This window comes from Bradyrhizobium sp. 17, assembly GCF_023073515.1.
Taxonomy (GTDB): domain Bacteria; phylum Pseudomonadota; class Alphaproteobacteria; order Rhizobiales; family Xanthobacteraceae; genus Bradyrhizobium; species Bradyrhizobium canariense_D.
Genome location: NZ_JADPJQ010000104.1, coordinates 1 through 13,356 on the forward strand (window position 1 = coordinate 1; position 13,356 = coordinate 13,356).

12 protein-coding genes are annotated in these 13,356 nt (G+C 58.1%); 4 read left to right on the forward strand and 8 right to left on the reverse strand.

The window, feature by feature from the left end; genetic code table 11:
- Positions 1-22: 22 nt before the first annotated feature.
- The gene (locus IVB13_RS18850; RefSeq protein ID WP_247489976.1) at positions 23-253 is read right to left on the reverse strand and encodes a hypothetical protein; all 231 of its coding nucleotides are present in this window, start codon (positions 251-253) and stop codon (positions 23-25) included.
- Positions 254-514: 261 nt separating this feature from the next.
- On the reverse strand, positions 515-898 hold the full coding sequence (locus tag IVB13_RS18855; protein WP_247489977.1) for a hypothetical protein: 384 nt from the start codon (positions 896-898) through the stop codon (positions 515-517).
- A gap of 249 nt (positions 899-1,147) precedes the next feature.
- Here IVB13_RS18855 and IVB13_RS18860 point away from each other — a divergent pair, with 249 nt between their 5' ends.
- Entirely contained in the window at positions 1,148-2,146 is a 999-nt protein-coding gene (locus IVB13_RS18860; RefSeq protein WP_247489979.1) for a glycosyltransferase family 2 protein, read from the forward strand.
- On the opposite strand, the gene IVB13_RS18865 is transcribed toward IVB13_RS18860, so the two are convergent.
- Positions 2,135-3,325 (reverse strand): glycosyltransferase, encoded by a 1,191-nt coding sequence (locus IVB13_RS18865; protein ID WP_247489981.1) that lies wholly within the window; start codon positions 3,323-3,325, stop codon positions 2,135-2,137. The genes IVB13_RS18860 and IVB13_RS18865 overlap by 12 nt on opposite strands.
- Before the next feature lie 108 nt (positions 3,326-3,433).
- Between IVB13_RS18865 and IVB13_RS18870 the strand changes: the two genes are divergently transcribed.
- Complete coding sequence (locus IVB13_RS18870; RefSeq protein ID WP_247489983.1) at positions 3,434-4,480, forward strand: glycosyltransferase; 1,047 nt, start codon at positions 3,434-3,436, stop codon at positions 4,478-4,480.
- 61 nt (positions 4,481-4,541) lie between these two features.
- Here the strand turns inward: IVB13_RS18870 and IVB13_RS18875 are convergent, their stop codons facing one another.
- A complete protein-coding gene (locus IVB13_RS18875; RefSeq protein ID WP_247489985.1) occupies positions 4,542-5,360 on the reverse strand; it encodes a glycosyltransferase family 25 protein in 819 nt (272 codons plus the stop codon).
- A gap of 295 nt (positions 5,361-5,655) precedes the next feature.
- On the opposite strand from IVB13_RS18875, the gene IVB13_RS18880 reads away from it, so the two are divergent.
- Positions 5,656-7,308: a putative Ig domain-containing protein gene (locus IVB13_RS18880; RefSeq protein WP_247489987.1), complete on the forward strand. Its 1,653-nt coding sequence runs from the start codon at positions 5,656-5,658 to the stop codon at positions 7,306-7,308.
- Between the two features lie 10 nt (positions 7,309-7,318).
- On the opposite strand, the gene IVB13_RS18885 is transcribed toward IVB13_RS18880, so the two are convergent.
- Complete coding sequence (locus IVB13_RS18885; protein ID WP_247489989.1) at positions 7,319-8,446, reverse strand: polysaccharide pyruvyl transferase family protein; 1,128 nt, start codon at positions 8,444-8,446, stop codon at positions 7,319-7,321.
- Positions 8,447-8,877: 431 nt separating this feature from the next.
- Between IVB13_RS18885 and IVB13_RS18890 the strand changes: the two genes are divergently transcribed.
- Positions 8,878-9,678: an FkbM family methyltransferase gene (locus tag IVB13_RS18890; RefSeq protein WP_247489991.1), complete on the forward strand. Its 801-nt coding sequence runs from the start codon at positions 8,878-8,880 to the stop codon at positions 9,676-9,678.
- Positions 9,679-9,772: 94 nt separating this feature from the next.
- On the opposite strand, the gene IVB13_RS18895 is transcribed toward IVB13_RS18890, so the two are convergent.
- Genes IVB13_RS18895 through IVB13_RS18905 form a run of 3 tightly spaced genes read right to left on the reverse strand, consistent with a single transcriptional unit; the run spans position 9,773 to position 13,345 of the window.
- The gene (locus tag IVB13_RS18895) at positions 9,773-10,729 is read right to left on the reverse strand and encodes a GDP-L-fucose synthase (protein WP_276578392.1); all 957 of its coding nucleotides are present in this window, start codon (positions 10,727-10,729) and stop codon (positions 9,773-9,775) included.
- Positions 10,710-11,792 carry a GDP-mannose 4,6-dehydratase gene (gene gmd / locus IVB13_RS18900; RefSeq protein WP_247489994.1) on the reverse strand — a complete coding sequence of 361 codons (1,083 nt, stop codon included), beginning with the start codon at positions 11,790-11,792 and terminating at the stop codon, positions 10,710-10,712. Before gmd ends, IVB13_RS18895 begins: the two co-directional genes overlap by 20 nt.
- A 5-nt stretch (positions 11,793-11,797) precedes the next feature.
- Positions 11,798-13,345 (reverse strand): lipopolysaccharide biosynthesis protein, encoded by a 1,548-nt coding sequence (locus IVB13_RS18905; protein ID WP_247489995.1) that lies wholly within the window; start codon positions 13,343-13,345, stop codon positions 11,798-11,800.
- Between the last annotated feature and the right edge of the window lie 11 nt (positions 13,346-13,356).

The window sequence follows — 13,356 nt, forward strand, 5'->3', positions numbered from 1 at the left end:
TCACTGTCCATAAGGACAGTTCTCAACAACAAGCCTCATTCGGCAAGGCGGCCTTCACCGGACGCATACGAACGCGACCGTTTTCAATGCAGACCACATGGTCCGCATCGCGCACTGAATCCAAGCGATGTGTTATGAGCAACAAGGTGCGGTTCTTGAAGTGTAGCTGGATCGCGCGTCGAATGCTGTCCTCAAGCGTCAGATCGAGCGCGCTCATCGCTTCGTCGAGGATGATGAACTTCGGATTGCGCACAACGCGCGTGCAAGACCAAGACGCTGATGCAGACCGCCCGAAAAGCGCAGGCCATGCTGTCCAATCCAGGTGTCGTATTGTCGGGCAAGAGCCTCCACGATCTCTAAAACACCTGCCAATCGCAACCTGCCAAAATCGATCAATTCTTATCTAGATGAATAATAGGTGGATTCGTACGATCAATCGCGAGCGGGCGATGGAACCTCGCAACGGCAGTTGCAAAGGTCCCGAAAGGCCGCAACATTGGATTGATGTTGGGAATTACTGCTTCGCTGCGGTTTCGTCCTCGGGATAAAATCGTGCTTGATGCGCTTCCGATAGAACCTGTCCCGTCGATGATTTCACGATGGCGGTCCATTCATATAGACCCGGTTTGCAAGGACCAAATGTCCGGATCGTTCCGGACGGCACAACGCCACTCCCGGGAACCTGAACGTTCTGGCCTCCCATTTCGCGAGTGCCTTGCGCAAGTGTGAGCGTCATTGAAATGGCACCAGCGGGAATGTTGCGCAGTCGCATCTCCGGATTTGGGAACAGCGTGATACAGCCGTGCGCCCCGCGCCATGAAAAATCCAAGGTCATCGGATCGGCCGATGCAGGCTGACATACAAGCCATAAAGCCAAGGCAGCAACAACAACTCTCACACATCGCTCCGGTCACGTTCGCTTCCGATCTTCGAAAGATCGGGCACCACTAATCGCGATTCACGCAGAATAGATCGCCCATTTTAAGGCACCATCGGTAAACCCACTCGTTGACCGATGCATCAAAAGAAGCAGCCACGAGTTGGCCATTCTTTTAGCGGACCGTCCGCGCGTCCTTTGGCGTGCATCAAGGAACATTCCCGCGCCTGCCAATCGATTGAGCAAACAATGGCAAGTGGCAGCTAAACCGTGTCCAGAAACGTCCTGATCGTCATACCCGTTTTGAACGAGGCTTCCCACATCGAGACCGTTGTCAGCCATCTGGCCCGGGACAGTCTTCACAAAGATCGCATAGTAGTGGTTGCAGATGGCGGCAGCACCGATGGGACCCCTGACATTGTCCGCCAGCTCGCCAGGGAGATTGGCGGCGTCCATCTGTTGCGCAATCCACAGCGGCTGCAGAGTGCCGGGGTTAATCTAGCCGTGCAACTCTATGGTGCTGCGGCGCAGGTCCTGGTGCGGTGTGACGCCCATTGCGAATATCCGACGGACTATGTTTCGCGCCTCCTCAAGACGTTGGACGAGCGCCAAGCCGACTCGGTCGTGGTCCCCATGGACTCGCGAGGTGACGGCTGCCTGCAAAAGGCGGTCGCCTGGGTCTCGGACACGAAGGTCGGTTCGGGCGGATCGGCACATCGCGGCGGGAAGCAAAGCGGCTTTGTCGATCACGGACATCATGCAGCGATGACCATGGATGCCTTTCGCAGGGCCGGCGGTTACGATCAAACCTTCACTCACAATGAGGATGCAGAGTTTGACTGCAGACTGCGTGCACTCGGCGGCCGGATATTTCTGGATTCGGACATCCGCCTTTCATATCGACCCCGGTCGGGCTTTCTGAGCCTGGCGAAACAATACTTCAATTACGGCCGCGGTCGATCGAGAACCGTGAGGCGGCATCCCGGATCATTGCGATTGCGCCAGTTCCTGGTGCCCACCCATGTTGCATTGACGTTTGGAACCCTCGTACTGTCCCCGTTGGCGCCGCGGCTGTTGACATTTCCGGCGGCCTATCTGGCTATACTGGCGCTGACTGCAGTGGCGATTGCAGCTAAACATCGCTCAATTTGCGGGCTGCTTGCGCTGCCTGCCGCTGTCGTGATGCACTTCGCGTGGGCACTTGGCTTTTTCTGGGGCATCCTGTCGATCCGCCAGACCACCTGGCAGATGACCCCTTCAGTTTCCTGAACCCTGCAGAACCTGGGCGGGTACGCCCCCACGCCGGCTTGCCTTCGCATAGGCGGCCTCGGTCAGGCGTGCAATCGAGGTCCACGTCGGCACGGAGTCTCGCAGATCCAACATTCCCTGACTCTTGCGGTTTCGATAGTCAGGGTCGCTGATCAAGCGCTCGAGCGTCCCGGCCAATGCGGCGGGATCACCTGGATGAACGAGCGTCCCCTCTGCCCGATCGCTCAACCATTCCGAAAACGTTCCAAGATTCGACGCGACAATCGGACGTCCCGCCGCGATCGCCAGCATCAGCACCCCCGATGCGTCGATATCCCGGTACGGAAAAGCCAGGATGTCAGCGCGCGCGACCATCGAGGTCACTTCATCTTCTGGAACGAAACGCAGGTCGAATTCGACATGGTCGTCGAGCTGCAGATCCTTCACCATCGCAAACAGCGGCTCCATCGCCATTTCCGGCCAGCCCACGACCTTCACCACGCAACGTGCCCTGACCTCTCGGGGAAGCAATGCAAGTGCGCGAAGCATGACGTCGACGCCCTTGTAGGGCTTTATCTTGCCGAACAAGAGTATTTGAACGCGCCCATCCCCGAAAGAGGGCTCATCGGGCGGTCGTGCGATATGATCCGTCAGCAGTCCGTGTGCGATGACGGATATCTTCTCGTCCGGGATACCAACGCGCAGCAGGCGATCGCGTGCAATGGTCGTGTGAACGATAAGATGGTCGAAGCAATGCAGAATCTTGAACGCGCCAATCCGCTGTATCCGCGAGCTCGGATTGTTATTGAACGGATTCGAGTCATGAACGGTCAGAACCGTCGGCGCGACCCTTCTGAACTTGGGAATGAACTGGCTGTCGACGATCGCCAGCGGTGCCCATTGGAAGTGGATCACATCAGGCGGCGTCGTCCTGAAGCGCCTGATCAGCCGTGTCATTGATTCAGCGTGGCTGAGGCCCTTCAACCCCAGCTGCACGTTGCGTGGAAGTTTCTTGAAAAACCGCGACTGCAATCCCGGATAAAAATGCCGGTCAAGAAACAGGTCTTCATCAACGGAAGGCTTCTGCCCAAGCTGGCGCCCGACAATGCTGGCTGCATGCCCAATGTCGGTCAATCCTTTGGCTAATTTGAGATCGTACGGCCACGTAAACAGCGACGGATCGATCAGAGCGATTTTCATGCGATTGCCTCACCAGCCATGCCTTGCGGACCGTGAAATTACTTCTGGCTCATCAAGGCATGGATTGATAGCCTCTTCTGCGACCTGCAAATTTGTGAGCGACACGCTTTGAAGATCAGCATCGTCATAACAGTCTACAATTACGAACGGTATGTCGGATTGGCAATCGACAGCGCGTTGAATCAGACCCGTCCGGCGGACGAGATCGTCGTCGTCGACGACGGATCGATCGATGGGTCCCGCCAGGTCATCGCGGGCTATGGTGATAGGATTCGGGCCATATTTCAGGCAAATCAGGGCAACATCGCAGCATTTGAGGTTGGGTATCGCGAAGCGACAGGCGATGTACTGCTGTTCCTTGATGCCGACGACATCCTGATGCCGACGGCGGTCGAAAACGTCGCTGCGCATTGGCGCGCGGGGATTTCGAAAGTTCAGTTCAATCTGGAAATCATCGATGGCGCCGGCAAGCCACTTGGACGGCTGTTTTGTGCGTTTCCAAAGTCCTACGGGGCAGACGATGTGCACGCCGAATTTGCCCGGTCGGGAACGTACATCTGGCCAGTCACGTCGGGAAATGCCTACTCCCGAGAGTTTCTGCGAGAGGTCATCCCGCTCAATCCGCCCGTCTCATACGACGGCGCCCTCAACACCATCGCGCCTCTCTACGGAGACGTGGTCACGGTGCAGGAAACGCTGGGGCAATATCGGCTCCATGGCAGAAATATCAGCCGAAATGACGCGAAGGGCCGGGCGCAGCGCTTTCCGGATTTTCCTAGGCAGATCGGGTTCCGCGCCGCAGAGTTCGATATCCTGAAGGCGCATTGCGAAAAGAAGTCCATGCACGTGCAAGCGGCACGGCCGATCGATAACGAGATCGTCTTTGTCAACTATCGCCTCGCGTCGCGTAAATTGGGACTGCGCTATGTTCGGCAGGACGCGGACACCTCGAGTTCGCTTCTGCGCCGTGGGATATGGCTTGCGCTGACCACGACCACACGTTGGCGCGCCGCTGCCTCTCATATCATCTGGTTCACAGGGTTGTTCTTGAGCCCTTCCTGGCTTGCGTACCAGCTGATCATGCTCCGGTTCAACAGGGCAGAACTCCTGAGGCCGCTCGTCAGGTTCGGAAGTGTCATCCGGCGCAACGCCTGAGTGCGCAACTCCGCAAAGGCAACCCGCCTCGTCAGATCTCGTCCGCGCCTGCAGGCGTCAATCACACGCTTTCGATCGTACGAATTGTCTCCGGCATTGGCCCGGAAAGACTGGTTGCGCCGGCGAGGCGGGCGCGAATCCGCCTGTCGGACTGGCGAAGGCGGATATTTTCCGACAGGCGCAAAACATACTCCTTTGATTTCCATGCAAGCCGAGCCGCTCTGTCGAGCGCAGTAGGCTCGCGGACCGACTCCGCCGCCTTTGCGATCGAAGATGTCAGCGTCAGCTCAAGGCACGGAAAAGGAAACAAGGCATAATTGTAAAGCCCATTCGCCCAGAAGCGGTCCATCTCCCAGTCGATCGGCCGATGGATCGTTGTCACGCTGTCGATGAAACGACGCGCGGCCTGGCCGGAGATCAGATAGGCCTGCGTTCCCATTGGCGCACGCTTAAACCGCACCAATTCCCGCTGATCCAGCCAGGCCACGTGCTTGCACGGCGCCATGTGTCGGCCATACAGCCGGAGATAGCCGATCTCGGCAGCCTTGCAGATGCCCGGAAGCGATCGAAAGCTGAATCCGGCATCGAGAATGACGTCGTCTTCGATCACAAGTGTCCATGAATTGTCGGCGTCTGACGCTGCCACTTGCGCCATAACGCTCATATGACTCGCTGCGCAGCCGATCTCGGCACGTGAAAGGCCCCTGCCCCAAAAGCGGATGGCCAGCGCCTCATCATATTGCGGGAGCCCCTTGGCTGGCGCACGCAAGGCATCAAAGAAGGTCCATGGAAGCTCAAGGGACTCCAGATTTGCACGCGCGCGCTCCCGGCGCACGGAACCGGCCAAACTAATCGCCACAATTCTGAGATTGCTGCCCATTGATTGATCAGTCCGACACCTTGATTGGGAACCGTTGCACGTGATGTCCCAACGATTACCGCGAACTTATCTCTGCTGACAAGGACGCGGCACGCGCCCGGCGGCTGCCATGCTGGTGGCCAGTTTCCCATTCATGTTTCGTAAGGCAAGTCGAAATCTGCGGCTATAGCTGAAGCGGCCCGCATTCGGACGCCTGGGATCGAACCAACGGTTCCTCACCGACGAGTGACTATGTACCTGGCGAAAGTCGGGACGGTCTCCAGCAAGAGAGGCGTGGATGCCATCAAAGCGTCGAATGAACAGCACCATTGCAGCATTTTTGGTCGCACCGTTGGTTCTCGGTGGCTCAGTACTTTATCTTGGCCTGAACAACGATGGTTTGCGACAGAGCCTGCAATTCATCCCGCCCTTTAAGGATCGTAGCCAAGTCGTCGGCGGCGCCGTCGTCGGCCAGAATGGCAGTGGGTTGTATGCGGGCTATACGCTGTCGTGGGGCGATGAATTCAACACTCTCGACATCGCGGGTCCGTCAAACCCTCGCGGCAAGTTCTTCCCGACTGGCGCCTATCATCCAGGGATCCGCGGCAATACCACGTCGCTCGGGACAGCTTTTGATGCCGACCCGCTGACCACGGGCTATAAGGACCGCAACCGCGGCATCGCGGTTGGCTTCGACAACATGTCGATCTCCGGCTCGGTGCTGCGCCTCGGAGCGCGCAAAGCAATAGCTCGCGAGCAGGCGTTCCTTACCCCGACCGACCGGTCCATCAACGGAGGCCTGCGGTCGAACCTCTCCGCGATGATCCATACCGCCGGGGCGTTTGCATACTACCCAACCGCCAATGCCGTCATCATCGAGATGCGAGCCCGGTTCAGCCCCAGGCCTACAAATCCGGCCGGCTTTCATCCGGCGTTCTGGACCTATTCGGTCGCACCCGTGCTCAATCCAACCGGCAACGAGTGGGATCTGGAATGCAACTCCCAGGGAATGCACTTCAGCAATATCGTCCATACCTCGGGAGCAATCTCGACCGACAACAGCGCCGGACCATTCGACTATATGGATGACGCGTTCCACGTCTTCAGCTTTGTCTTTCGAAATGGCGGAAACACCCAACTCTACGTCGATGGCGCCCTTCGATCCCAGTTTGCCGGCGTGGATTCGAATAGCAAGAATATGCCCTCATTTGTGCTGCTGACGTCACACATCTTCAATAACACGTACGCGGGCGAGGCGTATGACGCTGCAGCGTGGGCCAACTCGGCGACCGGCGGCTATCTCGATCTAGACTGGATCCGCGGCTGGCGGACGACAGGCGTGAAGCATTGGAAGCCGCTGGTTTCGGTCGCAGATCTCGATGTCGATTACAACGGCAACGGCAACATTGTGCTGCCGAGCGCCAAGGCCCTCTGGGGTGATGCGAGCGTTACCGAATTCGTCCAGGTCGTACCCTATGACAGCTCCGAACCGGGCATGACGGAGCAGACGACGTTTACGCAATTCCCGGAAGGAATTTCGTACGATGCGGCGGCGCGCACGATCAAGGCGGACTTCACCACCGCCACGGGAAATCCCGGGAGGTCTCATGTCGTCGTTTATGGCTACAAACCTGACGGCTCAACGATGGAGCCCCTGCGATTCTCCATCAATCGCGGCCCGCGCGTGACGACGCGCCCCCTTTCAGCCGCCGCAGGCGACAGCTACCACTACGATATGTATGGGGCGTGCGATGTCGGAGTTATGATGCCGAAGATTTTGTCCGTCAAAGGACTGCCGCAGGGGCTCGCCTTTGACCGTTCCACCGGACTGATCAATGGCGTTCCCACGGCGACAGGTGTCGCCAACCTAACAATCTCCTGCGCGAACAATGCGGGCCAGACCACAAAGAGCACGACAACGTTGACCGTCCACGCGCACGAGCCGGCGAACCGCCCGTACGGAGGATGATGCTCGACCCTCAACGTTGATCCGTCGGGGCCGAACTGCCCTGGCAGATATCCAGAAAGTTTGCGAGGGCGCCGTCCACACTCGTGCTCAGTGGCCGGCTCAACTTTTCGAAGGGCTTGCTCCACGCATCGACGAACGTGCTGATTTTCCCATAATTGTTGTCAAGAACCGAGTGCGGCAGATTCAGCAACACGCAAAAGATGTGCGTGTGAAGCCGGTCCGTGATCACGTAGGCCGACGATCCAACCTGCCTCATTCCACGGGCTACACGGTTCGACGCCAGCAGGTGAAACCACCGAATGCGCAGGTCGAGCTCCGACGACGTCCTGCCCTTGAACAAGAGGAGCGCCGTCTCGAGCAGCGCCTTGACAAACAACCACTTTCCCAAGCCTCGTTGTTCGTTGAGCCAGTCCTCGACAACAGCAAAGTTTGGAAGCGGCGGAAAATGCTTTTGCTCCACCTTCTCGTGATCGGTTCGGAGCAGCAGCAACAATTTCCTGGTTACTGCCGCTGGCGAGCTCTGCGCCCCCAGGCAGAACGCCATGTCCGGACAGAGATCCACGGGCGCAGTAAATTCCGTTGTCGCGATATTCAAGCTTTGCACGTCACGGACCAGAATCCGGAATTTTTTGTGCGAGTTGATGATCTCCGCGGCGCGCTTGAGACTTGCCTTCGAGGAGAAGTGTATAGTTTGCGGCAACTGAATGATCGGGCGATCCGGAAACTCCGACAGAAGCCTGAGCCGAAACTCCTGATGGCTGGGCCACAGGTCGCCAAAATTGCCCCCACCATGGATAAGGATCGGTCCAACAGGAACGGCTCTTTCAAACTCCTTCTTTGACCAGGTGTCATAGGTGCAGACATAGGACGGTGCTCGACCTAGCTTTTTCTGCAGATAGGTCTCTTCACCCAACCATATGGCGCTGTCGCCCACATTGGAGTGGTTGGGGAAATCCACCAGCGCAAAATTCTCGACACCCTCCAGATGGGGCCCGATGACCTTTTCGATCTCATCCTGCATTTCTGCAATCAGTGTACGAGAATCCTTCATGGGAATTTCGGCCATCGTCCTGAGTTCGGTCTCATCGGTCGCATCACAGCATCGAACGGCTTTCGATGCATCGGCAAAACTTCCCATTCGACTAATCCACTTCTGCCATTGCGCCAAGCACCCGCAAAGGTTGTGCAAACAACGCATCTGCGCGCCGCCAGCGAGAACGCCGGATGTTTGCGCTGCGAGCTTCCCACGTCTGTCATTCGATCTTTCGCGCTCAGCCGGCTTCCGCCTCTATCGCGCTCTCGTGCCTCTCTCGGTGTCCCCTCGCCGATGCGGAAGCTGACCGGTTCCAGAGCACGGAATAGATCGGCTTAGCGGCCAAAAGGCAAGTCTCGGCAACACTGCCGATTAGCGACAACACCGCACATATTCATGACAAGAATCGAATCTATTGAAGTCTTAAGGCAGGCAAATGTGTTGATCGCAACGAACATAGGCAGCGACCCTGCAGGAATGCCGCTTCTTGCAGCAAGCCTGCACCCACGTGCGTTAGCGAGCTCGGAGTCAATCGCATGATCGGTTTGTTGAAAGACTACGTGAAGACACGCCTGCTCAATAGCGACGTTACGATATCCGGCACCTCAAAGGAGGAGGAGCTCAGGGAATTCTTCCGGGACCTTTTCCCTGTCGTGACCGACAAGAAATTGATTCGACTGGGCGGACCGGCTGATGGCGGCTATTTGGTTCCGGACGACCTCGAAGGCTGCGTCGGTTGCTTTTCGCCGGGCGTCTACAACGTCTCTGACTTCGAGCTCGGCCTTGCCGAACGCGGCATCCCGTGCTTCCTCGCTGACTTCTCGGTGGATGCACCCGCGATCCACAATGACCTGCTCGATTTCGAAAAGAAATTCCTCGGAAGCGAAAACAACGCCAAGTTCATGACTTTAGAGAACTGGATGTCGAGAAAAGGCCCTCAGACCGGCGATCTCATCCTCCAGATGGACATTGAAGGCGGCGAATACGAGGTTGTCATCGAAACGAGCTGTGAGGACCTGAAGCGCTTCAGGATCATGATCATCGAGTTCCATTCCTTGGACAGAATTCTCAATCCGTTCGGTCTCAAGCTGATCGGCGCTGTTTTCAAGAAGATCACCAAGCACTTCGATGTCGTACACATTCATCCGAACAATTACTTCAAACCCATCGAATACAGGGACTTCAAGGTCCCGCCGATCATGGAATTCTCGTTCTTGCGCAAGGATCGCGTTTCTCGCCGAGCGCCTGCCAGAAGGTTTCCTCACGACCTCGACAGGAGAAACGTCGCCAACAGGGATGATGTCGTGCTGCCGAAATGCTGGTTCGCTCCGGGGTGATCGCCACCGTGGCCACACCGATGAATCGCGCCAGCCGCGGACATCGGGCGCGCGGATGCGCGACCGTCGGCTCGCAATGGCGGAAGTGCGCTTCCTACTCTCCCGGCTGCCGGTTCTCGCCGAGATATGCCTGATAGGCCAGCTTGAGCCCATCCTCGAGCGGGGTCTTGGCCCGCCAACCCAGTTTTGCCAACCGGTTGACGTCGAGCAATTTGCGCGGAGTGCCGTCGGGGCGCGAGCTGTCAAAGCTGATCTCGCCGGAATAGCCGACGGTCGCCGCGACCACCCTGGCGAACTCGGCGATCGCAATGTCCGTGCCCGTGCCGATGTTGACGAGCTCGCCGCTCGAATAGGTCTTCATCAGGTGGATGCAGGCGTCCGCCAGATCGTCGACAAAGAGGAATTCGCGCCGCGGCGTGCCGGTGCCCCACACCATGACGTTCTTCGCCCCCGACGTCTTGGCCTCATGGAAGCGGCGGATCAACGCCGCGACGACGTGGCTGTATTCGGGATGATAATTGTCGCCGCGACCGTAAAGGTTGGTCGGCATCACACTGATGAAGTTTGAACCGTACTGGCTGCGATAGGCCTCGACCATCTTGATGCCGGCGATCTTGGCGGTCGCGTAGGGTTCATTGGTCGGCTCCAGCGGGCCTGTCAGCATCGACTCTTCGCGCAGCGGCTGGACTGCCAGTTTGGGGTAGATGCAGGAGGAGCCAAAGAACATCAGCTTCTCGCATCGATTGACGTGCGCTGCGTGAATGACGTTGGTCGCGATCGCGAGATTTTCGTAGAGGAACTCCGCGCGCAGCGTGTCGTTGGCGACGATGCCGCCGACCTTGGCGGCAGCAAGGAACACGACCTGCGGACGCCTAGCAGCGAACCATTTATCGACGGCGGTCTGGTCACGCAGGTCGACCTCGCTCCGCGACGCCGTCAGCAGTTCGACATCTTCCTCCGCGAGCCGCCGCACCAACGCGGAGCCAACCATGCCGCGATGGCCGGCGACGAAGACGGTCTTGCCGGCCAGTTCAAATGGAGTGCTTGCCATTGGCAACCTCCCGCCTCGCCTCGAGCAAATCGCAAGCCATCATTTCCTTGACCAGCTGCGCGAACGGGGTCCTGGATTTCCAGCCGAGCTTCTCGCGCACCTTGCTGGGATCGCCGATCAGGAGATCAACCTCGGTGGGACGAAAATAAGTCGGGTCGATCCGCACGACGATCCTGCCTGACTCCTTGTCGATACCGGTTTCTTCGACGCCCCTGCCTTTCCATTCGACTTTGCGGCCGACTTCCGCAAAGGCGAGCTCCACGAACTCGCGCACCGAGCGGGTCTCCCCGGTCGCCAGCACGAAATCGTCGGGCCGGTCGGCCTGCAGGATCATGTGCATGCCTTCGACATAATCCCTGGCGTGGCCCCAGTCACGCTTGGCCTCGAGATTCCCGAGATACAGCGTCTCTTCGAGGCCCGTCTCGATGCGGGCAACGGCACGCGTGATCTTGCGGGTGACGAAGGTTTCGCCGCGGATCGGACTCTCGTGGTTGAAGAGAATGCCGTTCGAGGCAAACATTCCGTAGGCCTCGCGGTAGTTCACGGTGATCCAATAGGCATAAAGCTTCGCCACCGCGTAAGGGGAGCGCGGGTAGAAGGGGGTCGTTTCCTTCTGCGGCACTTCCTGCACGAGGCCGTAGAGCTCCGAGGTGGACGCCTGATAGAACCGCGTCTCCTTCTCCATGCCAAGGATACGGATCGCCTCCAATAGCCGCAGCGTTCCGATCGCGTCGGCGTTCGCGGTGTACTCCGGGCTCTCGAAACTGACCGCCACATGGCTTTGGGCAGCCAGATTATAGATCTCGGTTGGCCGGATCTGCTGCATTAAACGGATCAGGTTTGTCGAATCCGTCATGTCGCCGTAATGCATCAGGAATCGCACATTGCCGGCATGCGGATCCTGATAAAGATGATCGACACGGGCGGTGTTGAACGAGGACGATCGCCGCTTGATGCCGTGAACGGTGTAGCCTAGGCCGACCAGATACTCGGCGAGATAGGCACCGTCCTGACCTGTGACGCCCGTAATCAGCGCGACGCGGCGCTTCGAGCTTTCATTCATATTGCTCACCCGACTGCTCGGTTATCGTCGACGATTTTCCCACTTTCCCGAAACCTATTGGCGATTGCGCCGAGGATTCGCAGGATCTCACGCTCTGGCCCGGCCGGCGCGCCTGTCGCTCGCCAGAAACCAAAGAGGGACCCGACATAGGCGAGAGCGCTCACGAGAACAACAGCGATCAACCGAGCATAGACGTGAGACTCATGGCCAAAAGATGTGATGAAAGTCCAATTGGTCAGCAGACCGACAATGATCATCGTGCAGGTGGACAAAGCGGTCCTCAGATTCGCGAGAAATTGCCGGGAGACAGAAGTCTCAATCAATTCGCGGACCAGGACCATGTTGTAGATGACACCGCCGAGCGTAACCGCCACGCGAGCGACCAGCAGGCCAAGTACCCCCCCGACCCACAAGCCCGCCATGATGACAGGCAGCCTCACGATCAAGATCGCAACGTCGCGATGAAATAACCTGCGCGTCTGCCCAAGGGCCAGACCAAGGGGTTGGACGGTCGCACTGAGCGTATGCAACGCAATTGCACCACCGAGGAGCTGGATCACGATTGTCGCGCCTGCCCAGGCCTCACCCAGTGCGAGCGGAACGAATTGATCGGCGATCAACGCGAAGCCGAACCCGGCCGGAAAGGCGATCGCACACAGCATTGATTGCGCCGACAGATAAGCGCGTTGAAGGGCGGCCTTGTCGTCCCTCAGCCTCACGAACGCGGGAAACAGCGTCCCGGCGAGCGGATTTGTTGCTTCTCTTGTCGGCGTGGCGGCCAGGTCGCTGCCCAGCACATATCCACCGAGGGCGGATTTCCCAAGAAAATAGCCGATGATGATCTGGTCGAAACGCCAGTTCAGCGTGCTGACGGCCTGTCCGAGTGATAGCCAAACAGAGAACGAGAATAGGGAGCGGCTACCCTTTATCCGGAACTTCGGCCGGAACGGATGGATGAGATAAGAGGCGACGACATCGATGAAGTTGGCGATGACGGCTCCGGCGATAAGCGCCCAGTAGCTCCTGAAGCAAATGGCGATCCCGGATGAGACGAGGATGGTTGCGAGCGCCCGGCTGCTGCTCGTCACAAATTCCTGCCAGAAGACGAGTTGACGCTGCATCATCGCAAGCATCGGATTTCGAAGCCCAGATATCACAATCGAGCAGCTCAGGACCAACAGGATCGGAATCAAGCGGCCATCGCCGTACGACAATGCCACCGGATAAGCGAGCAGTGACAGCAACAGTGCGAGCAAGCAGCCGCGAGCCAGGCTCAACGTCCACGCGGCGTGGAATTGATCTTCACTTGGATCCTTGTGGTGAATGAGCGCCGATGCCAGGGACAGTTCCGTCATCGACGTCAGAACAGCAATGATGGCCGTCGCGACGGCAACCAGGCCGAAATCTTCGGGCGTGAGCATTCTCGCCAATATGAGCGTGTTCAGCAAGCCGAGACTGGCAACCACCAGTCGGCTCACGCCGATCCAGGCAGCTCCGATGGCGATTGAATTTTTCGACAAAGGCAGCGCCTTACGAGCACCAATAGCGACCATTTTCAATGCTC